This window comes from Flavobacterium sp. FlaQc-47 (assembly GCF_044006475.1).
Taxonomy (GTDB): domain Bacteria; phylum Bacteroidota; class Bacteroidia; order Flavobacteriales; family Flavobacteriaceae; genus Flavobacterium.
The window spans coordinates 759051-782250 of record NZ_JBIPCQ010000003.1 but is presented as its reverse complement, the minus strand read 5'-3'; the positions used below and the strand labels follow the sequence as shown (position 1 = coordinate 782250).

Here is a 23200-nt window from a genome sequence, read left to right as displayed (position 1 = left end):
GTCTTACAGGCTAAACTATATTAAAAAATTAAAATATGGCACGTACAATTGCTGAAATACAGAATGAAATTCTGGAGGAAAAAAAGAAACAATCCTCTTTAAGCGGCTTAACTGAGTCAAAGACTGCGATTTGGCAACTTTGGATCAATATTGTAGCTACTGCGATTTGGATTCATGAAAAAATAGTCGAAAAAAATGCGCTGATATCAAGACCTCACACGTTAAACTGGTATCGGGAACAGGCTTTAAATTTTCATTATGGAATTTCGCTTGATCCGGATATAAGTAACGGAATTTCGCTGATCTGGAAAGAAGGTTCTTATCAGTTTGACACTACAGGACTTACAGATACAGAAATAGAAAATTCTAAAATAATAAAACATTGTGCAGTAAGTGAAATTGACTTAGAAACGGTACTAAAACCTAACGCAAATATTGAAGAAATTTTCTCTGATTATTTTCATAATAAAGTTGGGGTCGTTTTTATAAAAGTTGCTACTGTAAGAGATGACAAAATTTCGAGAATTGATGTTCCAAACGAACTTTTTGCCTTTAAGGAATATATAGCGAAAATTAAAGATGCAGGAAATCAAGTTTATATCACATCTGATCAGGGTGATAATCTAAAATTAAGTCTGAATGTTTACATCGATCCTTTAAGCATTTTTATCAATCCAAAAGACATAGGATATTATCAGTTAAAAAGTTTAAGCAGAGATTTAAATGCAGAGGAACAAATCAAATTATCGAAATACGAAGAGGATCTGGCTGTTGATCCGTTAGATACAAGAAACGGTTCCTTAATCTTAAACAATAAGGAATTTCCAGTACTAAATGCTGTCAAAGACCATTTAAAAAATATCGAGTTTAATGGTGCTTTTGTCAAAACATATTTGGTTGATGCGATTCAGAAAGCAGAAGGAATTAAAATTCCAATATTAAAAAAGGTTGAAACCGGATGGGCAACTAATCCTAGTGATGAACCAAAGACTCTTACAAACGTAACAAATATTGAATATTTCATTCCAAACGCAGGTTATTTTGATATGGATACGCTTCAGGTTGAAGTAAACTATATTCCGTACACATTCTACCGAGATAAACAATAATCTAATATAAACAATGAATAAATACACCGTTTTAAAATGGGAAAAGCTATTGTTATGGCTCATCCCTCCTATTCTTAGAAAAAAAACCCATGTTGACTGGCTCGATGTTTTACTGACTCCGCTTCATACTATTTACGGAGAGATTCTTTATAAAATGCAGCATACAGGTCAGGTCATATATCTTGAAAAAGTACTGAACGATACTTATAATCCAACAAAAATTTACAATCCGAATTTAAGTACTGAACAAAAACGATTAGAGGAGTTAATATATATCGATGAATCGGTCAAGCCAACTTTACAATATGTATTTCTCCACAAAGAATATTACGAACCGGATGGAACTTTAATGATTCCGCAATTGAAAGTATATAAAAATCGTGAATATAAAAACAGAAACAAAAAGCCTGTTTATCTCGCTCATCTTAAAGATTATACCAAAATAACGTATGCCAATTTCAGAGTCTTTATTCCGCAAGCTCTAATAGCAAACCTAACGATCGTTGTAGAACCTAATAAAGATGGAACCGGACAAACTGAAGCTATTAAAGTAGCCAATATAGAATACCATAATCTGCTGAACTTCTATAAACTGGCTGGTAAAAGCTATGAAAGTTATTCTTATTCAAAAGAGTAAGATCAGAAGTAAACATTTGACATTCTAAGTATAAACAACAGACATTAAAACACATAAAAATGAAACAAATAAATTTTAGTCACGAAGGAGGATTTCCTCTGGAACAAGAAACTTTAGAAAGACTTCAAGCCGCTTACAGATCTGAGTTATTTGGAGCTTTAAAAGCGCATTTAAGCATTGACAATTATCAAAATTATATTGTAGCTCACGCAACAAACTCCACAAAAGGCTGGGCTATTATTCAGGAAGACGAAACTCAACTGCAGGATTCAGGAAGAGCATTGCCAATAACAGAGGGAATATTATATCCTGTTGATAAAGGCGAAAACACCGGATATCTTAAAACTACCAGAACAGGAACAAATTTAGTATATGGAACAGGAGTATCTCAAATTGCATATTATGACTATGAAGCAGCATATATAAGTGAATCTGAATTTGTGAGTGGAGTTTCTCAGGATAGCGATGCTCTAAAAATCTCTTATCATGATTTAGGAAATTTCAAAATAGTCAAGGATCTTAATGCAATTGAAGAAATTCTACAAGCAATAGAAGTTAACATTGATGCGATCGAAACAAACATCAATCAAATTGAGGCAAAAATTACTGAAATCGAATCTGATATTAATGTGATAAATCAAACGTATCTTCCGCTTGACGGCTCAAAGGCCATGAAAGGAGATTTAGATTTAGACGTTTATAAATTATCTAAATTAGATACAAAAGAAAGCGGTTTCGCAATTGTACGATCTGCCGATTTTAGATTGGGATCAATAACCAGAAAAGGGAAGTTAAATCCCAGCGATTCTACTGGACGAGCTTTATCAGACACTAGTGACGAATCTAAAACAAGTCTTTCTTTAAATTATCAATCTGATTGGCAAAATACAATTATTGGCGGAAAAGTACATTTAAATGATATAAACACATCAAATTCAACTGGTTCTTTGTTAGTTGTAGATGGGTCAAATCAGGTTACTAAAAGCAATTCGCTACTAGAGTTACTAAATCGCATCACAGTTTTAGAAAGTAAAATATCGACCGCAACAGCATTCCCAATTGGAATGATTGCCATTTGGGGACGTCCTGCAAACGAGATTCCTGATGGTTGGGAAGAGTATGTGCCATTAAGAGGAAGAGTACCTGTTGGGGTAGATATTTCAGATCCTCTTTTAAACAAAACCAGAAATCAAGGAGGTAGCAAAAACGCAGTTGTTGTTTCACATGATCACACTATTTCCAACTCAGGAAACATAAACGATGGGAAAACTGGTGATGAAATAACTGATAAAATAGCTAGGTGGGATCGAGGTAGTGGCTCTCTGTTAAATGGAATTGTATCAACAGTTGGTGAATCCGGAACGAATAAAAATATGCAACCATACAGCGTTGTTTATTTTATAGAATATACAGGAGTCGCAAGTGATAAAACACCGCCAACAACACCAAATTTAAAGCTATCAAATATTACCAATACAAGTGTAGATTTAAGTTGGACAGCTTCAAGTGATAATGTTGGTGTTACTAATTATCATATATCTATAAATGGCGGTTTATCATTTCCTGTAGGTAATGTTCTTACTTATAATGCTACTGGCTTATCGCCCAATACCACGTATAATTTCTATGTTATAGCACAGGATGCAGCAGAAAATTTCTCAGCAAATAGCAATATTGAAAGCGCAACTACAACAATAGTTTTTACTCCAACAATTCCCTTAAATATACAAGCCTATTCAGAAGGTCAAGGTCAAATAGGTGTGGAATGGGGGGCTTCAACTGATAATGGTGGTACGGTCAGTTATGAATTATTTAGAAAAACGATTGGCGGAACTTACAAGACTATTAAAAAAACAAATAGTACCTTTTATATGGATTCGGGTTCACCAAACACAACATATTATTATCAGGTAGAAGCTATAAATCTCCAAGGAGTTAGATCTGGCTTTGATGGCGAAGCATATGTAACTACAGATCCACCAGCAAGCTCATGTTTTGATGTAGAGTCATTGGTAACAATGGCATCAGGACAATCAAAAAAATTAAAGAATATTGTGGTCGGTGATAAACTTCAGGCATTTTCTTTTGCTAATCAAATCGACGAATCCGAAGGAGATTATATGTTATGGAGCGGAAAACTAAATGAAGCGACAAAAACAGAAGTTATAGTTGTAAACAAAACAACAAGTATACAACCCAATTATTATGAAATTAAAACCGCAGATACTACATTAAAAGCGACTGAACAGCATCCTTTATTAGTTACTGAAGATGGTGAAAATGTACAATGGGTATGCATCAAAAATGTGACCGAAAGTATGTTTTTAATTGATAAAACTGGGAAAACTAAAGCAATTGAATCAATCCAGTTTAAAGAAGAACCTCTTGAAGTTGCACTTTTAGATGTTGAAACTGTAGATAATTATATCATTTCAGGTATTGTTGCTCATAACAGTAAACCATAAATAAAATAATTAAAAATCTCTTGGGGTATAAAAACCCCAAAAGATTTCTTTTCAAAAAAACTATTAAAATCAAAAAACAATACACGAAAATTGCAAAATATATTTTTACAAGTTCAGCATTGCTTTGGCTATTAGATTAATAACAAATAAAAAAAATGATGATGGAAAAGATTTCAGAATACTCAAACGAAATGAAACTATTGCTGTATGGAATTTTTATTTACTTAGAAATTGATATAGAAATTGTTAAAGTGTTATTTTACCTCATGGTAATTGATACCTTTTTAGGCATTATCAAAACCATAGTATTAAATAACCCATTCAGCTTTAAAAAATTGGCACTCGGATTTGTATCCAAATTAGCCGTATTACTTATACCTACTGCTTTGGCATTGATGAGTATAGGACTTAATTATAACTTTAAATGGTTTGTAACCATAGTAATGGACTTACTTATTGTTAGCGATGGGATTTCAATTATCAGCAATATTATTGCTATAAAAACAAAAAAAGAAGTAGAAAATTTCGATGCCATGACATTGATTCTAAAGTCGGTTAGAGATCGTTTGATACAGCTTTTCAAAAGGCTTTTAATTACAATAGATCCTAAACTTCATATAGAAAAATAGATGAAAGAAGATGAAAAGTATAATTTCCCCAAGCCAACGCCAGAAAATCGTCTAGTGTTGGCTTTGGCATGTACATTATTTAAAAACACACACACAGTAACAAATTTAAATTACAATTTTCTATGAATTTTCTTGTTTTTAACAATCATATTGATAGTTTTGCGTTCTAGAAACAACCTCAAATTTAACCTACAAACCTTATGAGAAAAACCATTTCTTACTTTTTACCTTTTGCAATCTTCGCAGGTGTACTTTTTAGTTGCAGCGATGACGATTCAAAAGGTGATGACTACCAACCCAATTATTTAGCAACCATTGATGCCACTGCTTTACCACCGGAAAACCGCCCAATGAGTATGTTTGCAGACGACGAAAGTCCTGCTAAAATGTATGATAACAAAGACCGTTGGTTTCGTGTAAATGAGCCCATGCAAATCATCCAGAAAGGAAAAGATTCTGTACAAATTTCCCTTTATTCCCCAGTTGGACTTAGCAATGTAAAAGTCTATGCCAAATTAGCCAATTACGACAAACGTTTTTTAATGTTTGAGTTTTCAAAAGTTCCTGCATTTCATCGTTCTTTCCATCAGATTCCTTTGGTTGCGGAAAAACATGATTATATGTTAGAAAACGGAAAAACTGTCACTATTGATAAAATTGAAGGTTTTTCTTCAGGAGCAATCGAATTTTCGGTAGAATCTGATGATCCTTTATTTGCTAAATTCAAAAAAATAAAATCGGCGAGATTAGTTCAGTTCAGCGATCAATATCATAAAAATGAATATGGTAAATATTTACCTATGAATCCTGTTTTGGCTAAGGAAGCGATAACCATGATTATCAACTTTTCCTATGCTATAAGTCATCCTTTGTACTATGACACTTTCATGAATTTTGACCGATACAAAAAAGAACAGGCAGCAACCGCAGGAGCAGCTATAAATGGTGCATTAAATTGGCACGGAAATGCTGATGACGTCGATGGCGTTTACGATTATCTGACCAAAGCCCAAATTGAACAGGCTTATAATACCTACATTGATAGCCGAACTTTGAATATGGCAATGGTTGGCGGAGATTCTGCCTGGGGCGGAGGTCCTCTGGCATCGCAATGGGAATCAGATTATATAACCGGACACTGGAAAGGCGAAATGTCAATATGGTCACACGAATATTCACATCATAGCGGCTATAACCACAGCAGTAATTTAGCTAATAGTGGCGAAGGCGGTGGTCAACAGGGAATGTTAACTGATTTTTACAAATATCTTATAAGTCTTAATGATCTTCCTTTTACAGATCCTGATGTATTAAAAGGATATACAAAGACAACGTATTTAACCGGTTCTTATAAAAAACCCGTTTTTACAATAAATCCAAAAAACCCGTTTTTATTAAAATATAAAGGAGAAGGAAAATGGAACTAACCTACAAAACTATCATGAATAAAATACCGTTTTTACTATTGTTACTTTGCCTTTTTACCAATTGTAGTAAAGATGCAGAAAGTGAAGAACCAACGACTTACGATTATTTTTACCCAACAGATGAAGCATCGATTACGGCTGCTCAAATTGGAACCGGAACCGGGACTTTAGACCCGAAAGGAATCGCAATAGCAAACGAAAAATTATATGTTGCAAATGGTAATGTGCTTGAGATTTTCAATGCGGTAACTCTGGCACATATAAAAACAATCACTGAATATAAAAAAGGAACCACTACCATTCCTTTAACCGAAATTACTTCTGTTGCTGTTGATAATGGAAGAATTTACATTGGAAGTCGCGAATCCAGACTTTTTGTAATAGATGAAAATACAAATGCCGGAATCAGTACTGTTGGAAACGGTCAATGGTGGCAAACTTTTGTGCACGTTTTTGATGTTGTAGTAAAAGATGGATTGGTTTTCGTTAAGGAAAAAGAAACGTCGATTAAGGTTTTTGAAACTTCGCAAATAACGGAAACAAGCGACTGGAAATTAAATCCTATTGCTAAACTAAATACATTAGAGGGGTTTGATCAAATCTATTCAATGGATGTAGAAGCAGGAAATCTTGTTGTTGCAGGAAGAGATGCAAAAAGCTATTTGTATTATGACATTGCTGCTATTAAAGCGAATGCTGCAAGTTCACTTACCGAACCCATAAAGCCTGTTTCCTCTACTTTTATTGCTAAACCTACTGCCATTAACTTTAGCAAGGATTTTGCTGTAACTTCAGAAAACTCAGGAAATGTAAATTACCTTCGTTTATATCCTAAGGCTGATTTCATGACGCGTAATTATTCGGCTAGTGTAAATGTTTCTGATATTATGGGTAAAAATCCTTTCGGAAGCATTGTAGGTATTGCACAACTTAACGATCGTCTGTTTTTATCTGATAACACCAATAAAACAATCAGAGTTATAAAGCTTAACAAATCGACAATTGCTGAGCAGAATTAGTTATTCTGAACCTAAAAATAAACCTCTGAAGTTTCGGCTTTGGAGGTTTTTTTATGAGATTATAAAGCCTGAAAAATTGAAACCGAAAGTATTTTATAAATGATAAAATTCATTTTAAATTTCTACTTTTAAGAAGTATATTTTTTCAATATATTTCACAAAGCTTATGCTAAAAAAATACAGCGCTTTACTTTTATTTACTGCAATCGAAATTTGTATTGCCTTTATAAGTTTCAATAATTACATCAGGGATAATTCAGTTTTACAATCTGTTTTTACTGCTTTATTTTTAGTTGTACTACCTGCATTTTATTATTTTCTAACTCATAAAAAAGAAACGGAATTTACTTTCTGGTTTGTTTTTTATTCTGTTTTTAAGCTTACTCCTTTTATATTTCAGATGGAAAATAATTTTTTTGAAGTAATTTTTCAGTTGAAAATTTATTTCAACATTGCTTTTCTGATTTTCTTAGTATGGAAAACTTTTCAATTTATTCGAAATTTCAGAAAAGCAATCAAACAAAAAGATACTATTGAACAAGACGAATATTCTATTATTTCAGAATCTCTAAAAGAATCAATTCCATTCAAAAAATTAGGAAATACAATTGCTTTTGAAGTCTGCTCTTTCTATTATTGCTTTATAAAATGGACAGGAAATAAAAACAATCAAAATAATTTTTCAGGATATCAGGAAAGTGGTGTAACTGCTCTTTATATTGGTTTGATGCTGGCTTCGGTTTTTGAAGCGATTGGTGTACATGTATTTTTAATTTCGCGAAGTAAAACTGCTGCGCTTCTTTTGCTTGTGCTTCATTTCTATTTAATTATAAATTTGACAGGCCACTTAAAAGCTATTTTCTTCAGAAATCATCTTATTTTATCTCAAAAAATCGTCATTCGTTACGGACTTTTTGATACTTTGGAAATCCCATTAGATTCGGTTACCTCAATACAAAAATTTGAAGGAGATTATGAAAAAAGTAATCAGCTTGTAAAATTTGCATTATTAGGAAAATTAGAACCTCATAATATTTCGATTGAATTAAAAAACAATATTAAAGTTCATTTACCATTTGGAATCACAAAGCAACCCAACAGAATATTATTGTATATAGACAACGCGAATGACTTTATTAAAACTATAAAAACCAATACAGAAGAGAACGAAACTCTTTTTAAAACAAAAACGCTGCAAATAGAAAAAAGCATGTAAAATTACTATTTCACATGCTTTTTATTTTTAATCCACAACTAGTTTAGATTTTTATTTCTTTGGCAGCAGCATCTTTCTTTTTTGCTAACTGATTTACTCTCCACATTAATAATATGGTCGAAAGCGTAATAACAGCAATAACATATCCTAAAATATCATAGTTTTCTAAGGGAGATGATTTTGTTTTTTGATGTACAATAAAACCTGCACAAACAGCTGCGATTCCGCCTGCAATTTGCTGTAATGATGAGGTAATTGACATATATGCGCCGCGATCTTTCATTTCAGGAATAGCAGTATTTAATGTCGTTGCCGGAATCATACGACTCATAATTCCCATAAATAAAATCATATTGATGACTACAATTTCCCATAACGGAATTGGATTTAGATTCGTGTAAATTAAAATCATAATCACAGAAATTACAGATCCTGCGGCAAACAATTTAAACTTGCTTACCTTATCACTTAATTTCCCTACTAAAGGCATGATAAAAAGTACCGATAGTCCGGTAAAGAAGAATACCATTGGTAATTCGAGATGGCTAATATGAATATTGTTGACTAAAAAAGCAGTTCCAAAAGGCTGTAACATAAAACCTCCAACAGATAAAAATGCAATAGCCATAAAACCTATCTGATAGTGTTTATTACTCAGCGTATGCCAAAGATGTAAAAAAGGACTTTTATCTGATTGTAACTCTAAATGTTTCGTGATTGGCTGCATTTGGGTAATAATAGCAATTAGAATAAAAACTCCTAATACGGCAATCATAATAAAGGATGAATGCCATCCCCAGTGATTTGCAAAATACAATCCTACGGGAATTCCTAAAATCTGACTTGTTGCAAACGCCATCTGTATGAATCCCATAACGCGTCCTCGTTGATGAATCACAAACAAATCAGTTACGATTGCTAAGGAAACAGAGCCAATTACGCCACCAAAAAGTCCGGTAACTATTCTTGCCATTAGCAACATCATATAACTGGAAGAAAGTGCGCAGAAAACGGTTCCTATAATAAAACCGGTATAAAAGAAAATCAGTAATTTTTTTCGGTCAAAACGATCTGCAAAACCTGCTGCAAGTAGTCCCGAAATTCCGGCACTAAACGCATAAGCTGAAACAGCAAAACCAAAGTTGGCCGTTGTCATATCAAGGGTTTTCATTAAGATATCTCCTAACGGAGAAATAACCATAAAATCAAGTATTACAGTAAACTGTAAAAGAGCTAAAATTGCAATAATGATTTTTTGGTGAAAAGTAAAAGCGGAGCTGTCACCTATTGTTTTTTCCATATGGATGGTTTATTTTTTATTAATTTAATTCCTGGCATTCATGACCAAATTTGTTGATCATACCAATAATTGTTTCCGGTTTAAGCACGTTTGAAACAACGCGAAGTACACAATCGACATCTTCATGATCGATACTCCATTGCTCAATATCCTGATGGTCATCCAGCGTTTTGCGCATCTCGCAAGCCGGATCAATATTTGTAATATTCGTTTTAAAAACGTAGATTGAGTTTAAATCTATTTCCATAATTTTTCATGGTTTTAAGGCTTTTATGGTTCGGCTAAAAGCTTCTTTCATAATTTCTTTGGTAAGTGTAAACGGTTTTCCTCCCATACTCTTACCCTCAGTATGCAAGTTTAACAATGTGTATAACGGTCCATAAGCCACAGCCCAAAAGGCTTCAAATGTCATGGGGACCAATTGTTTATTACGATGTCCGTTATCGATAAACTCAGTCATAATCTTTCTAAAATCTGCAAACTCCTTAATAGATTCTAAAATAATTTCTGAGTGAGGCGAATGTTTGACAATTTCAAAAAAAGCAACTTCCTTAGGGTATTTCATGGTAAATGCCGCACGGTTTTCCCATTGCTTCCATAATCCGTCTTCAAACGACATTGTGGGTGAAAAATCTTTTACCGTACCGGTAAAAAATTTAAGTGCAATCACTGCACCTATCTTTTGTATTAAATCATCTTTGTCTTTGTAATAAATATATAATGTTCCAACAGAGATTGAACAGGCTTTCGCCAGCTTATTCATACTGAAACCCTGAAATCCGTCCCGAACGATTTGATCAATTGCGGTTGTAATTACCAGTTTCTCCTTATCAATATCCCGAATTCTCATATTGTATTTTTTTACAAAGATAAATTAATAAATGAATGAACATTCTTTTATTAATTATTTTTTTTTAAAATTTATTTTGATTGGCAAACTTGTCGGGTTTAATATCAGTAACGAAAATTCATTCCATAAAAAAACTCCTGTTCAAAGTGAACAGGAGTTTCAAAAACAAATCTAATTTCTATTTCTAATCTAAATTTTCTATTTAATTATGCTAAACCACGTGTTAACCAACCACTTTTATTGGCGGTAACAATAGCATATGGAGTAATCCAAAATAAGCTGAACGTGTAAAAAAGACTGTATGAATACGCCCAAAGCGAATCTGAAAAACTATATCTTTTAGCATAAAACAAAACCGGAAAACTTGAAACAATCAATATTCCCAATAATGTTGAACTTAAAAACAATAACGGATGCATTGCAATAAAAAGAAACATGAAAATCATAAATGGATACGCCATAACAATTTTAAATGCTTGATTTAACCATAAAAGTCGTGCTCCAAATTTAGATTCTTTTCTAAAATCTGTAAAAACATATTTTGCCATTGCAATATTTTCACGCACATTACTTCTGCTCCATCTAATAAACATTTTGTACAATCCTGTATATTCTTCCGGCACGTTAGTAAGTACATATGCATTTCTTTGAAATAATACATGCTGACCTTGTTTCAAAATCATATTCGTCATGGCACGATCTTCACCAATATCAGATGGCTGCCCCATAAAAGTCTGGTTAATCCACTCGTCAAGACAAGCAAAAACGGCTGTTTTACGATATGCTGCTGCTGCTCCCGGAGTACAAAGTACAGAGCCTAATTGACTTTCGGCAGAACGCATGAATTCAAAACTCATTACAAAACTTACATTTAGCATTTTAGGCAATATTGCCTTTTTACTGTTCAATACATGAACATTTCCGGCAACTGCACCACATTTTTCATTTACCACAAACGGACTAACTAAGTTACGAAGAGTATCTTTTTTCACAATTGAATCACTATCAACTGTTACAAAAATTTCTCCCGTTCCCAATTCAAATCCACGGTATAATGCGTGACGTTTTCCAGCGTTTACAGGTTGTTGAAAAATCGTTAAACGATCTCCTAATTTTATTTTGGCTTGCTGCATCCAGTACCAGGTATCATCCTTACTACCATCATCAACAGCTAATATTTCTAATTTATGTGCAGGGAAATCACTATCTGCCAGACTCAATAAAGTATCCCAAACCAGTTTTCCTTCGTTATACGCAGGAACAATAACGGTAACTGTTGGCAACATTTCATCCGAAACAGATTCGATAGGTTTGTATTTAAAATATAAATATAAATTATAAAGAAAAACTCCAGTCTGAAAGAAAAATAATAGTCCAGCAACGATCAAAAACGGAAGTCCCCAGCTAGAGTTCATTCTGTCAATTTGAAACTGATCAAAATCAGGCTGCAAATGATATACGGAGTAAGCCCCAACGAACATTAAGACAAATGTACTGACAAGCACAAATAATCCAAACTTACTTTTGGTACGCTCGTTTACTTTTTTGGCTGATACGTTTGAATTGCTGATACGAAAAATAGAACTATTTAAGGCTTGTTCACTATTAAGATCTGGATTTGAAGTATAAAATTGGTCTGTTGTTAGGGTTTCACTTTTCATATGACACTTACTTTTTGATTGCTTTGTATGGCTTTTATTTAATTTGCTTTCCTCCCGATTCTTTATTTCCATTTATCGTGAGGTTTTTTACATTATCCCATTTTGCAATCCTTGTGCCATTATGATTTTTTATTGGTTTCTAGCAGTTTAGCTATTTCACGCACTTGCCATGTGTATAATATTTATACATTTTCAGGATACAGTATACAATATTTGTTGAGGTTTCTTAAGGTTTTTATATAAGAGCGTGCAATGATTTTTTTGCTTATTCATCTTAAAATTGCGATTATTCGGGTAGATCATTTACAGTATCTTTTTGTTGTTTTCTAATTGATCCATCTTCCTATAACAAAAAAAATGCCTTACTTAGAGCAAGACATTCTTTGTTTAATCATTTACGAAGTAGTAAAAAGTTTAAAGAAACAGCAAAAACGAGTTTAATCCGTTAACCTATGGGCAATTCCACAAGCCACCATCTTAAAACTTTAAACCCAAAACTAAACTTTTAATCTTTAGGCTTTGTTAAATAGTATACCGGAATTCCCGTTAACATAATCAAAACTCCCCAACCGCAGGTGGAGAATTTGGTCAGTAATAACGAAATACAAACCGCCGTTGCAATCACAATGTACAACATTGGTAAAAATGGATATCCAAAAGCCCTGTAAGGTCTTTCGGCATCCGGCATTTTTTTGCGTAAAATGAAAATTCCATAAATGGTTAAAATGTAGAATATCAAAACGATGATGATTACGAAATCTAATAAATCACCATATTTCCCTGTCAAACACAATGCCGAAGCCCAGATACATTGTGCCCAAAGTGCCCACGCCGGAACACTTGATTCATTTAAAATGGCAGCTTTTTTAAAAAATAAACCATCTTTTGCCATTGTATAATATACTCTCGCCCCTGCCATAATTAATCCGTTATTACAGGCAAAAGTCGAAATCATAATCATAATTGCGATAATCAAAGTTCCTATATCGCCAAAAATATATTGTGAAGCCACAACCGCTACTCTATCCGATTTTGCCGTTGCGATTTCGTCTAGCGGAATTACAGCCAAATACATCAAATTCGTCAAAACATAAATGATAGTCACAATAAAAGTTCCTAAAAACAAACTGAAACCAACATTTCGTTTAGGGTTTTTAATTTCTCCCGCAATAAACGTAACTCCGTTCCAGGCATCACTGGAAAATAATGATCCAACCATTGCAGCCGAAATTCCGGTAATCAAAGCCGTTCCGCTAATGGGCAGCCATGATCCTGTATCTTTATTATAAGAACGGGTTGTCCAGGCATCAGCCCAGTTTGCGTCCCAAACCGAAGCTTTTGCCGCTAATGTTAATCCAAAAACGATTAATCCCAACAATGATAAAATTTTAATAATCGTAAGGACTGTTTGTAGAATTTTTCCATTCTTCACACCACGGCTATTAATATAGGTCAATACCACAATCGTAAAAATTGAAACAATCTGTGCAGCGTTAAGTTTAAAGGATCCCAACTCATACAATATATTTTCATCGCTTAGTGGTTCATATAAATAAGCCGCAAACTTTGAGAAAGCCACACCAACGGCAGCAATAGTTCCTGTTTGAATTACAGCAAAAAAACTCCAGCCGTACAAAAAGGCTATTAATTTATTATACGCTTCTTTCAGGTAAACATATTGCCCGCCTGCTTTTGGAAACATTGCGCTTAACTCGCCGTAACTTACAGCAGCAATAATAGTAATCAATCCTGAAATCAGCCAAATTAGTGTTAGCCATCCTGCAGAACCTACTTGTCTGGCAATATCGGCACTTACAATAAATATCCCTGATCCAATCATAGAACCAACTACAAGCATGGTTCCGTCTAATAATCCGAGTTCTCTTTTAAAATTTTCCTGGTCGTTTTCCTGCATGGTTTTGTTTTTTTGGGTTGGCTAAAGATATACTTTTTTTAGAAATTTTAGAATTTAGATTATTGATTTTCGATTCTGTTGAAAGTTATAATTTTTAGGTTTAATACGGTTATCAAATTAAACATTTCAATATAAAAATCTTTTGGGCGTATCCCTTCGGGTCGGGCTTTCGGCTTTATCTTTTACATCGCTTCACTGGTAAAAGGATACCGCCTCTATCCCTTACGCAAATCTCGTTTATATTATAAATTCTTTAATAATCATTTACATTATGGATTTCCATAAAATTATACTTTTTTGTCTGTTTACATTTGAATAACATTTCAATTATTAATTAAATCAAAAAAAAAAACATGAAGTTAATTATTACTATTTTAATTTTTCTTCTTAGTATTAGTTGTAAACAAAATGAAGAAAAAAAAATTATTATTGAAGACCAAATTCAAAAAACAAACAAAGTCGAAGAAGTATATTTAAAAAACTTTAGCTACGAAGATGTTGCAAGATATACTATGGCATCAATCATGTCACAAAAACCAAAAATAATTACTGCTATCAAAAAAGACAAACTATATCATGTGTCCTATATTAGGAAATCAGATAGACAGAAATTTGTTTATAAAATAAAGTTTAAGGGTAATAAAATTATGTGGGGAAATATGGATGGAAGATGGAGAGATTCTCAATATGATGAAAAGCTTAGTTTTATAGAAGTTAATAATAAAATTTCTATAATTCAAGTTTTTAGTGATAGTTCTGAAGATATTCAAGAATACAAAAAAGGAGAATGAAAATTAATTTATAAATAATAAAAAGGTATTTTATATTTTAGCTTTTGATAAAACTTTTGAATTTATTTTATGCCAAATCAACAACAAGAAATAATCAACAAAGTCGCACAAGATAAAATTGATTTAAATTTTGGTTTAAAACTTTTATTAGAAGATTCTGAATTCAAATTTCAAGAACTTTTTGCAACTTTAAAAAATTACATTTTTAACGCTATTCCAGATAAGACTAATTATAATACTAAAACGTATCAAGATGCTATCAATACAATTCCTTTAAAAGCGACTTATACTCCAGTTGTAATTTTAAGGTCTTTTTCTACAAAAATTGCTTTTAATAAATTAGCAGAACTTCCCAAGAATGAAAATGAAAAAATAATATTCTCTTTACTTTGGATTTTTAAAGTTACAGACACAGAAAGGAGAAATACAGAATGCAAAAATGGCTGTGGACATTTTTGGCATGAAATTGAATAAAAGTAATTATTTCAGTTTAAAAGCTTAAAGCAATCATTTTAGTAAAGGCAATAAGTATTACTATTGCAAAATACGATTTACCTGTGAAAAGGTTCTTTGATAATAAGCTTCTTTGGTAGATGAAATCATAACGCCTCCATGAGTGGAAGAATGAACAAATTTAATTTCTCCATCTGCTACTTCTACAACCATTCCAACATGATTGATTTGGCTGCGTCCGTTGGTTTTAAAGAAAATTAAATCTCCTTTTTGTGCTTCGTCAGTATCTACTTTAGTACCAATTCTGGATTGTTCGATCGAACTTCTTGGCAATTTAATATCAAAATTATTAAAGGTACAGATCATTAAACCTGAGCAATCAAAACCTGCTTTTGTAGTTCCGCCGGATCGATAACGTGTCCCTATATTTCCTGTCGCATTCATAATCAGTTGATTCACTAAATCAGAATGGTTACTTACTCGAAATATTGTAGTAGTATCTCTTTTAATTTCTGAATTATCTGCGACCTGAGTTGGAGTTGATGAATTATTTTCTAATTCAGGACTAGTAGGGTTTAACGCTTGTGCTGCCTCAGCTTTTTCTTTTGATGTATTTATTTTCAATACATAACCTACCGGCAACTTTCCTTTAATAAATGGATTTTGTCGTTCCAGTTCGGCAACTGTAAGACCATATCTTTTAGCAATAGCAAATTTTGTTTCTTTTGGCTGGACTTCAACAACTATATCAACATTGCTGTTCGCAGATACTATTTCAGGTTTTAATTCACCGTTTTTAATTGTATTTTCTGAAGTTACGACAGCTTTATCCGCCACCTGATTTTGAGTTGTATTTAATGCCTGTGCTAGATCTGCTTTTTCTTTTGAAGTCTTAATTTTTAAAACATATCCTACAGGTAATTTTCCTTTGATATACGGATTTTGACGTTCTAGTTCTGCAACAGTTATTCCGTATTTTTTGGCAATTAGATATTTTGTTTCTTTTGGTTTTACTTCAACTACAACCTCAACATCTGTTGAAGAAATTAGTTCTGGCTTTTCTATATTTTGGTTTTTATTTGTAGTTGGAGTCAATGCGATAGTTTTAGACGCAATATTAAGCTTCTGCCCTATTTTTAAACCATCATTTTCTAAGGAAGGATTTGCTTTTTTTAAATCATCAACAGAAACATTGTATTTTTTTGAAATGGACCAAAGCGTTTCCTTTTCCTGTACTTCGTGTATATCTGAACTTAGTGTTGCTGTGGGAATTGTACTTGCAACTGTTTCAGTTTTTTTTGTCGTGGACTTTTTGTTGACATTCGGAATGAGTAAAACCGAATTTAATTTTAAAACTTTTGGAGCGTCGGGGTTGGCTTCCTCAATATCTTTGGTTTTTACGCCATATTTTTTAGCAATTACAGATAGGTTTTCTCCTTTTGATATTTTGTGCCTGATAAACTTTTCCTGAGAAAAAACGCCGACACTGAAAAAAAACAACACTATAATTAATCTGACAACCATACCTATTAAAGTTTAATGAATACTTCTTTAAGTTTAAATAATATAACTTTTAGCCTGAATGATATAAACTAAAGAAATGTAAATATATTATATAAAAAGCGAATTTAACTTTTTTAAGTAAAAGACACACGTTTTTTAACAACTAATTTACCTCAACTTAACCACGTCAATTTAAAAACAGCGCAAACACTTTGAAAATATGCATTTTAAGAATTAGCGTTACTGGCTTTAAACATAACTAACTTTAAACAGAAAAAGTATTAAAAATCATTTTTATTTTGAGTTTAAAAGAAAACAAATGTTTGAAGTGGTCGAAAAATAATCTTGTAATGAAAACGAGTGTCCTAGCCCAGATAGGAACGATATCCTTTTGTGGCAGGGTTCGCCATAAAAGATATAGTGTATAGCTGGATTAGCTTCTAATAAAAAACGCCCTGTTTTCACAGAGCGTTTCCAGTATAATGAATCTTAAAGATTAAGCTTTTCCGGCAGCTATTAAGTTTAATGCTGAACCTGCAACGAACCAACCAATTTGTCCGGCGTTGTAAGTGTGGTTTGCTAAAATAATATCTTTTGTACCATCTGCGTGAACGAACTCTAATGTTAAGGGTTTTCCCGGAGCGAACTCAGTTAAATCAGTAAAATTAATAGTATCGTTTTCCTGAATTTTATCGTAATCTGCTTCGGTTGCAAAAGTCAATCCTAAAAGACCTTGTTTTTTCAGGTTTGTTTCGTGGATACGGGCAAAAGATTTTACTAATACCGCTTTAACTCCTAAGAAACGTGGTTCCATTGCAGCATGCTCGCGTGATGAACCTTCACCATAATTGTGATCTCCCACAACGATAGACGGAACTCCAGCTGCTTTGTATGCACGGGCTACAGCAGGAACTGCGTCGTAAGTACCTGTTAATTGATTTTTAACAGAGTTTGTTTTTTGATTGAATGCGTTTACAGCACCAATCAACATATTATTAGAAATGTTATCTAAGTGTCCGCGGAAACGTAACCATGGTCCTGCCATAGAGATATGATCTGTCGTACATTTTCCGAATGCTTTGATCAACAATTTAGCGCCTGTTATGTTTTTGCCATCCCAAGCGTCAAACGGAGCTAATAATTGTAAACGCTCTGATGCTGGATTTACCGCAACCTGAACGCCTGAACCATCAGCAGCAGGAGCCTGAAAGCCAGGATCTTCTGCATCGAAACCTTTTGGAGGCAATTCGTCTCCTGTTGGAGCGTCTAACATTACTTCTTCTCCATCTTCGTTGATTAGAGTATCCGTTAACGGGTTAAAACCTAAATCACCTGCAATTGCCATAGCTGTCACTAATTCCGGAGAACCTACGAAAGCTAATGTATTTGGGTTACCATCTGCACGTTTTGAGAAGTTACGGTTGAAAGAGTGAACGATTGTATTTCTTTCTTCTTTTTCTGCTCCTTCTCTGTCCCACATACCAATACAGGGTCCGCATGCATTAGCAAAAACTGTTGCGCCAATTTTTTCGAAAGTTTCGATAAATCCGTCTCTTTCAATTGTATAACGTACTACTTCAGAACCTGGAGTAATGGTGAATTCAGATTTAGTTTTTAAGTTTTTAGCACTTACTTGTCTTGCTAAAGAAGCTGCACGTGCAATATCTTCGTAAGATGAATTGGTACAAGAACCTATTAAACCTACCTGAATTTGTAATGGCCAGTTATTTTTGATCGCTTCTTCTTTCATTTTAGAAATTGGAGTAGCTAAATCCGGTGTAAAAGGACCGTTTAAATGTGGTTCTAATTCGGTTAAATTAATTTCGATTACCTGATCAAAATATTGTTCCGGATTTGCGTAAACTTCCGGATCTCCTGTTAAGTAAGGAGCTACTTTATCTGCAGCATCTGCAACATCTGCTCTGTTTGTAGAACGCAGGTAACGGCTCATTGAATCATCGTAACCAAAAGTTGAGGTTGTAGCTCCAATTTCGGCACCCATGTTACAAATAGTTCCTTTACCGGTACAAGACATAGAAGTTGCGCCTTCACCAAAATATTCAACGATAGCACCTGTACCACCTTTTACAGTAAGAATACCGGCAACTTTAAGAATTACATCTTTAGGAGCAGTCCAACCTGATAGTTTACCGGTTAATTTTACTCCAATTAATTTAGGGAATTTTAATTCCCAAGCCATACCGGACATAACGTCTACGGCATCAGCTCCACCAACACCAATAGCGACCATTCCTAATCCACCTGCATTTACAGTATGAGAATCGGTACCAATCATCATTCCTCCAGGGAATGCATAATTTTCAAGTACTACCTGGTGAATAATTCCTGCTCCCGGTTTCCAGAAACCAATTCCGTATTTATTAGAAACTGATGATAAGAAGTCGAAAACTTCATTACTTTGTGTTTTTGCTCTCGCCAAATCGGTTTTAGCATCTACTTTTGCCTGAATCAAGTGATCACAGTGTACCGTTGTAGGAACTGCAACTGTTTTTTTTCCGGCGTGCATAAATTGTAATAATGCCATTTGAGCTGTTGCATCCTGACATGCTACACGATCCGGTGCAAAATCAACATAATCAACTCCTCTTCCAAACGCCTTAGACGGATTTCCGTCCCAAAGGTGATTGTACAAAATTTTCTCTGTTAAAGTAAGTGGACGACCAACAATCTCGCGTGCTTTATCAACACGACCAGGCATGTTTTCATACACTTTTTTAATCATTTCTATATCAAATGCCATATCTCTTAATTTAATTATTATACATTATAACTTGTTAAAAGCCTTATTAAAAAGTGCTTTCCAACAGTTTGTGAGAAGGTGCAAATCTGGTTAAATGAATTCCTTCTACTGCAGCTACATATTCCTCTATTGTAGGAGTTCTTCCAAGTATTGTAGACAAAACTACAACCGGTGTAGAAGAAAGTAATGATTCTCCTTTTTTACCTTCTGTATCTTCTACGACTCTTCCCTGGAAAAGACGTGTAGAAGTTGCCATTACAGTATCTCCTTTTGCAGCTTTTTCCTGATTACCCATACAAAGGTTACATCCCGGACGCTCTAAATACAACATGTTTTCATATTCTGTACGTGCTGCACCTTTAGGAGCATTATCGTCAAATTCGAAACCAGAGTATCTTTGTAAAACTTCCCAGTCACCTTCGGCTTTAAGTTCATCAACAATATTATAAGTTGGCGGTGCCACTACAAGCGGCGCTTTGAACACAACCTGACCTTGCTGATCTTCTATATTTTTAAGCATCTGAGCAAGAATTTTCATGTCGCCTTTGTGAACCATACATGAACCAATGAATCCAAGATCTACTTTTTTCTCTCCTCCATAAAAAGACAAAGGTCTGATGGTATCGTGAGTATATCTTTTAGAAACATCAGCATTGTTTACGTCTGGGTCAGCAATCATAGGCTCAATAATCTGATCAAGATCAATTACTACTTCAGCATAATATTTAGCATTTGAATCCGGAGTTAAGGCTGGTTTCTCAGCTGATTTTATCTCGGCAATTCTTTTATCTGCTTTGTTAATCAATCCCTGAAGAACTTGTTTTTGATTGTCCATTCCTTTGTCGATCATGATCTGGATTCTGCCTTTTGCGATATCTAATGATTCAATCAAAGTATCATCTTCAGAAATACAGATAGAAGCTTTTGCTTTCATTTCTGCAGTCCAGTCAGTAAACGTAAATGCCTGGTCAGCAGTAAGGGTTCCAATATGAACTTCAATAATTCTACCCTGGAATACGTTTTCTCCACCAAATTTTTTAAGCATTTGAGATTGTGTAGCGTGAACCACATCACGAAAATCCATATAGCTTTTCATTTCTCCTTTAAATGTCACTTTAACAGATTCCGGAATTGGCATTGAAGCTTCACCGGTAGCAAGTGCAAGAGCAACTGTTCCTGAGTCAGCACCAAATGCAACACCTTTTGACATTCTTGTATGAGAGTCACCACCAATAATGATAGCCCACTCGTCTATTGTGATATCGTTTAAAACTTTATGAATTACATCTGTCATTGCATGATAAACTCCTTTAGGGTCACGCGCTGTGATAAGACCAAAGTTGTTCATGAAGTTCATTAATTTCGGAATGTTTGCCTGAGCTTTTTTATCCCATACCGAAGCTGTATGACATCCCGATTGGTATGCACCATCAACGATTGGAGAAATTACTGTAGCAGCCATAGATTCTAGTTCCTGAGCAGTCATAAGACCAGTCGTATCTTGTGAACCTACGATGTTAACTTCTACACGAACATCTGAACCTGCATGTAATACTTTACCCGGAGCAATACCAACAGCATTTTTATTAAAGATTTTTTCTACTGCTGTAAGTCCTTGTCCTTCAATAGAAATTTCTTTTGACGGAGCAAATACAAGAGGCGCTTCAATATCTAAAATTTTAGCTGCTAATGTTTGTAGTTTTTTACCAAATACAATTGCATATGATCCTCCGGCTTTGATAAATTCCATTTTTTGAGGCGTGAATGCCTTAGAAATATCTATTAGCTCCTGATCGCCATTATAAAGTTTTTTTGTTTTAGTATTTATTGTAAGTACAGTTCCTGTAGCAACAGAGTATGTTTCCTCAAGAACAGGATCACCACTTTCATTACGAATAACGTTACCATCTGAATCCAGTTTTTTAACCCAGTTTTGAAGATCTAAACCAATACCACCTGTAACGTCAACAGTTGTCAGGAAAATTGGAGAAATACCGTTTGTACCAGCAACAATTGGAGCAATATTAACGAATGGAATATATGGGCTTGCTTGTTTACCTGACCAAAGAGCCACGTTATTTACTCCTGACATTCTTGAAGATCCAACACCCATTGTACCTTTCTCTGCAATTAACATTACACTTTTATCAGGATGTTGTACTTGCAACATCTTAATTTCGTCCTGTGCTTTAGGAGTAATCATGCATTTACCATGAAGTTCACGGTCAGAACGTGAGTGCGCCTGGTTTCCGGGAGAAAGCAAATCTGTCGAAATGTCTCCTTCACCAGCGATATAAGTCACTACTTTAATTTCTTCAACAACATCCGGTAGTTTTGTAAAAAACTCCGCCTGAGCGTAACTTTCAATAATTTCTATAGCTGTTGCGTTACCATTTTTAAAGGCTTCTTTTAAACGGTCTGTGTCTGCCTCATAAAGGTAAACTTGCGTTTTAAGTACATTTGCAGCTTCTTTTGCTATAGCAGCATCGTCACCAAGAGCTAAATCAAGCAGCACTTCAATTGAAGGTCCGCCTTTCATATGTGACAATAACTCAAAAGCAAAAGCAGGTGTAATTTCATTTACCACTTGCTGACCAAGAATAATTTCCTTTAAAAACTTAGCTTTTTCACCAGCAGCACTTGTTGTTCCCGGTATTGTATTGTAGATAAAGTATTTTATAGAATCTTCTCTATATTCGTTATCTAAATCTTTAATTTGTTCAATAATTACGCTTAATAAATCAGCGCCATCAATTGGTTTTGGATGAAGTCCCTGAGCTTTACGTTCTTGAATCTCTTTAATATAATCTGCATAAATATTATTCATAATAGAAAGTCTTTTTTTTTTTAATGTTAAAAGCAGATTGGAGATAATCCGTACTGCCGTTTTTTGTTTACCAGTTTGCTTAAATTAAATAATTTCTAAGCTGTTACAATTTGAAATGCAACACGATCCGGAGCAAATTCAACATAATTTACACCTCTATTAAGAATTGGAGAAGGCATTGAATGCCATAGGTGATTGTATAATTTTTTTTCTATTAAAGCAAGTGAGCGACGAATCAAATCGTGTGCTTTATCAACACGGGTTGTCTTATTTTCGTACACTTTTTTAATCATTTTGATATCAAAAGTCATAGCAATTAGGTATTTTATTTTTTTTGTACGCAAATTTACGTATTAAAGCCGACAATTAAAAAAAATATAATAGAAGTCGCCTTTTCAAAAATTATTATTGTTAAAAAACGATTTTCACTGCTTGTTTTTGCCAAAATATCAGTTTTGTATTAAAAAAATGAATTATTAACATTTTAAAATCTTTTCTTTAACAAAGTCGGAATTTGATGTTATAATTGAAGTCAGATTTTACTTCGTTTTTAACTAAGAACCTTTCTAAATTAGCTTCTATAACGTTATAGTTTGTGCAATTTCATCTTATATCTACTAACCAATTATCTATTTCA

18 protein-coding genes are annotated in these 23200 nt (G+C 33.8%); 9 read left to right on the top strand and 9 right to left on the bottom strand.

Going from position 1 to position 23200, the window contains the following annotated elements; genetic code table 11:
* Positions 1-35: 35 nt before the first annotated feature.
* The 7 genes from ACHRVX_RS12920 (at position 36) to ACHRVX_RS12890 (ending at position 8502) form a co-directional block, all read left to right on the top strand.
* Positions 36-1109: a hypothetical protein gene (locus ACHRVX_RS12920; protein ID WP_395332777.1), complete on the top strand. Its 1074-nt coding sequence runs from the start codon at positions 36-38 to the stop codon at positions 1107-1109.
* Between the two features lie 13 nt (positions 1110-1122).
* Positions 1123-1746, top strand: a complete 624-nt coding sequence (locus ACHRVX_RS12915) for a hypothetical protein (RefSeq protein WP_395332775.1) — start codon at positions 1123-1125, stop codon at positions 1744-1746.
* 59 nt (positions 1747-1805) lie between these two features.
* A complete protein-coding gene (locus ACHRVX_RS12910; RefSeq protein WP_395332773.1) occupies positions 1806-4211 on the top strand; it encodes a fibronectin type III domain-containing protein in 2406 nt (801 codons plus the stop codon).
* 161 nt (positions 4212-4372) lie between these two features.
* Complete coding sequence (locus ACHRVX_RS12905; RefSeq protein WP_395332771.1) at positions 4373-4840, top strand: phage holin family protein; 468 nt, start codon at positions 4373-4375, stop codon at positions 4838-4840.
* A 200-nt stretch (positions 4841-5040) separates the two neighbouring features.
* Positions 5041-6267 (top strand): hypothetical protein, encoded by a 1227-nt coding sequence (locus tag ACHRVX_RS12900; RefSeq protein ID WP_395332769.1) that lies wholly within the window; start codon positions 5041-5043, stop codon positions 6265-6267.
* Positions 6258-7286: a hypothetical protein gene (locus ACHRVX_RS12895; protein ID WP_395332767.1), complete on the top strand. Its 1029-nt coding sequence runs from the start codon at positions 6258-6260 to the stop codon at positions 7284-7286. Before ACHRVX_RS12900 ends, ACHRVX_RS12895 begins: the two co-directional genes overlap by 10 nt.
* A gap of 166 nt (positions 7287-7452) precedes the next feature.
* Entirely contained in the window at positions 7453-8502 is a 1050-nt protein-coding gene (locus tag ACHRVX_RS12890; protein WP_395332765.1) for a hypothetical protein, read from the top strand.
* Positions 8503-8545: 43 nt separating this feature from the next.
* On the opposite strand, the gene ACHRVX_RS12885 is transcribed toward ACHRVX_RS12890, so the two are convergent.
* The 5 genes from ACHRVX_RS12885 to ACHRVX_RS12865 all read right to left on the bottom strand — a co-directional run bounded on the left by ACHRVX_RS12885 (position 8546) and on the right by ACHRVX_RS12865 (position 14228).
* Positions 8546-9802, bottom strand: a complete 1257-nt coding sequence (locus ACHRVX_RS12885) for an MFS transporter (protein WP_395332763.1) — start codon at positions 9800-9802, stop codon at positions 8546-8548.
* Between the two features lie 19 nt (positions 9803-9821).
* On the bottom strand, positions 9822-10049 hold the full coding sequence (locus tag ACHRVX_RS12880; RefSeq protein ID WP_395332761.1) for a hypothetical protein: 228 nt from the start codon (positions 10047-10049) through the stop codon (positions 9822-9824).
* A gap of 6 nt (positions 10050-10055) precedes the next feature.
* Complete coding sequence (locus tag ACHRVX_RS12875; RefSeq protein ID WP_395332760.1) at positions 10056-10652, bottom strand: TetR/AcrR family transcriptional regulator; 597 nt, start codon at positions 10650-10652, stop codon at positions 10056-10058.
* A gap of 206 nt (positions 10653-10858) precedes the next feature.
* On the bottom strand, positions 10859-12313 hold the full coding sequence (locus tag ACHRVX_RS12870) for a glycosyltransferase (RefSeq protein WP_395332758.1): 1455 nt from the start codon (positions 12311-12313) through the stop codon (positions 10859-10861).
* 505 nt (positions 12314-12818) lie between these two features.
* A complete protein-coding gene (locus ACHRVX_RS12865) occupies positions 12819-14228 on the bottom strand; it encodes an APC family permease (RefSeq protein ID WP_395332756.1) in 1410 nt (469 codons plus the stop codon).
* Positions 14229-14581: 353 nt separating this feature from the next.
* On the opposite strand from ACHRVX_RS12865, the gene ACHRVX_RS12860 reads away from it, so the two are divergent.
* Both ACHRVX_RS12860 and ACHRVX_RS12855 read left to right on the top strand, forming a co-directional pair.
* Positions 14582-15019 (top strand): hypothetical protein, encoded by a 438-nt coding sequence (locus tag ACHRVX_RS12860; protein ID WP_395332754.1) that lies wholly within the window; start codon positions 14582-14584, stop codon positions 15017-15019.
* A 69-nt stretch (positions 15020-15088) separates the two neighbouring features.
* Positions 15089-15493: a DUF5958 family protein gene (locus tag ACHRVX_RS12855; protein WP_395332752.1), complete on the top strand. Its 405-nt coding sequence runs from the start codon at positions 15089-15091 to the stop codon at positions 15491-15493.
* Positions 15494-15553: 60 nt separating this feature from the next.
* Here the strand turns inward: ACHRVX_RS12855 and ACHRVX_RS12850 are convergent, their stop codons facing one another.
* The 4 genes from ACHRVX_RS12850 to ACHRVX_RS12835 form a co-directional block, all read right to left on the bottom strand.
* Complete coding sequence (locus ACHRVX_RS12850) at positions 15554-16996, bottom strand: LysM peptidoglycan-binding domain-containing protein (RefSeq protein WP_395332750.1); 1443 nt, start codon at positions 16994-16996, stop codon at positions 15554-15556.
* A gap of 475 nt (positions 16997-17471) precedes the next feature.
* Complete coding sequence (locus tag ACHRVX_RS12845; protein ID WP_395332748.1) at positions 17472-19736, bottom strand: aconitate hydratase; 2265 nt, start codon at positions 19734-19736, stop codon at positions 17472-17474.
* A gap of 46 nt (positions 19737-19782) precedes the next feature.
* On the bottom strand, positions 19783-22563 hold the full coding sequence (locus ACHRVX_RS12840; protein ID WP_395332746.1) for a bifunctional aconitate hydratase 2/2-methylisocitrate dehydratase: 2781 nt from the start codon (positions 22561-22563) through the stop codon (positions 19783-19785).
* A 95-nt stretch (positions 22564-22658) separates the two neighbouring features.
* The gene (locus ACHRVX_RS12835; RefSeq protein ID WP_395332744.1) at positions 22659-22874 is read right to left on the bottom strand and encodes a hypothetical protein; all 216 of its coding nucleotides are present in this window, start codon (positions 22872-22874) and stop codon (positions 22659-22661) included.
* Positions 22875-23200: the final 326 nt, after the last annotated feature.

Excerpts from the sequence above, each read along its gene's own strand:
- ACHRVX_RS12920 (WP_395332777.1), top strand. The coding sequence starts at position 36 with ATGGCACGTACAATTGCTGAAATACAGAATGAAATTCTGGAGGAAAAA.
- ACHRVX_RS12915 (WP_395332775.1), top strand. The coding sequence starts at position 1,123 with ATGAATAAATACACCGTTTTAAAATGGGAAAAGCTATTGTTATGGCTC.
- ACHRVX_RS12910 (WP_395332773.1), top strand. The coding sequence starts at position 1,806 with ATGAAACAAATAAATTTTAGTCACGAAGGAGGATTTCCTCTGGAACAA.
- ACHRVX_RS12905 (WP_395332771.1), top strand. The coding sequence starts at position 4,373 with ATGGAAAAGATTTCAGAATACTCAAACGAAATGAAACTATTGCTGTAT.
- ACHRVX_RS12900 (WP_395332769.1), top strand. The coding sequence starts at position 5,041 with ATGAGAAAAACCATTTCTTACTTTTTACCTTTTGCAATCTTCGCAGGT.
- ACHRVX_RS12895 (WP_395332767.1), top strand. The coding sequence starts at position 6,258 with ATGGAACTAACCTACAAAACTATCATGAATAAAATACCGTTTTTACTA.
- ACHRVX_RS12890 (WP_395332765.1), top strand. The coding sequence starts at position 7,453 with ATGCTAAAAAAATACAGCGCTTTACTTTTATTTACTGCAATCGAAATT.
- ACHRVX_RS12885 (WP_395332763.1), bottom strand. The coding sequence starts at position 9,802 with ATGGAAAAAACAATAGGTGACAGCTCCGCTTTTACTTTTCACCAAAAA.
- ACHRVX_RS12880 (WP_395332761.1), bottom strand. The coding sequence starts at position 10,049 with ATGGAAATAGATTTAAACTCAATCTACGTTTTTAAAACGAATATTACA.
- ACHRVX_RS12875 (WP_395332760.1), bottom strand. The coding sequence starts at position 10,652 with ATGAGAATTCGGGATATTGATAAGGAGAAACTGGTAATTACAACCGCA.
- ACHRVX_RS12870 (WP_395332758.1), bottom strand. The coding sequence starts at position 12,313 with ATGAAAAGTGAAACCCTAACAACAGACCAATTTTATACTTCAAATCCA.
- ACHRVX_RS12865 (WP_395332756.1), bottom strand. The coding sequence starts at position 14,228 with ATGCAGGAAAACGACCAGGAAAATTTTAAAAGAGAACTCGGATTATTA.
- ACHRVX_RS12860 (WP_395332754.1), top strand. The coding sequence starts at position 14,582 with ATGAAGTTAATTATTACTATTTTAATTTTTCTTCTTAGTATTAGTTGT.
- ACHRVX_RS12855 (WP_395332752.1), top strand. The coding sequence starts at position 15,089 with ATGCCAAATCAACAACAAGAAATAATCAACAAAGTCGCACAAGATAAA.
- ACHRVX_RS12850 (WP_395332750.1), bottom strand. The coding sequence starts at position 16,996 with ATGGTTGTCAGATTAATTATAGTGTTGTTTTTTTTCAGTGTCGGCGTT.
- ACHRVX_RS12845 (WP_395332748.1), bottom strand. The coding sequence starts at position 19,736 with ATGGCATTTGATATAGAAATGATTAAAAAAGTGTATGAAAACATGCCT.
- ACHRVX_RS12840 (WP_395332746.1), bottom strand. The coding sequence starts at position 22,563 with ATGAATAATATTTATGCAGATTATATTAAAGAGATTCAAGAACGTAAA.
- ACHRVX_RS12835 (WP_395332744.1), bottom strand. The coding sequence starts at position 22,874 with ATGACTTTTGATATCAAAATGATTAAAAAAGTGTACGAAAATAAGACA.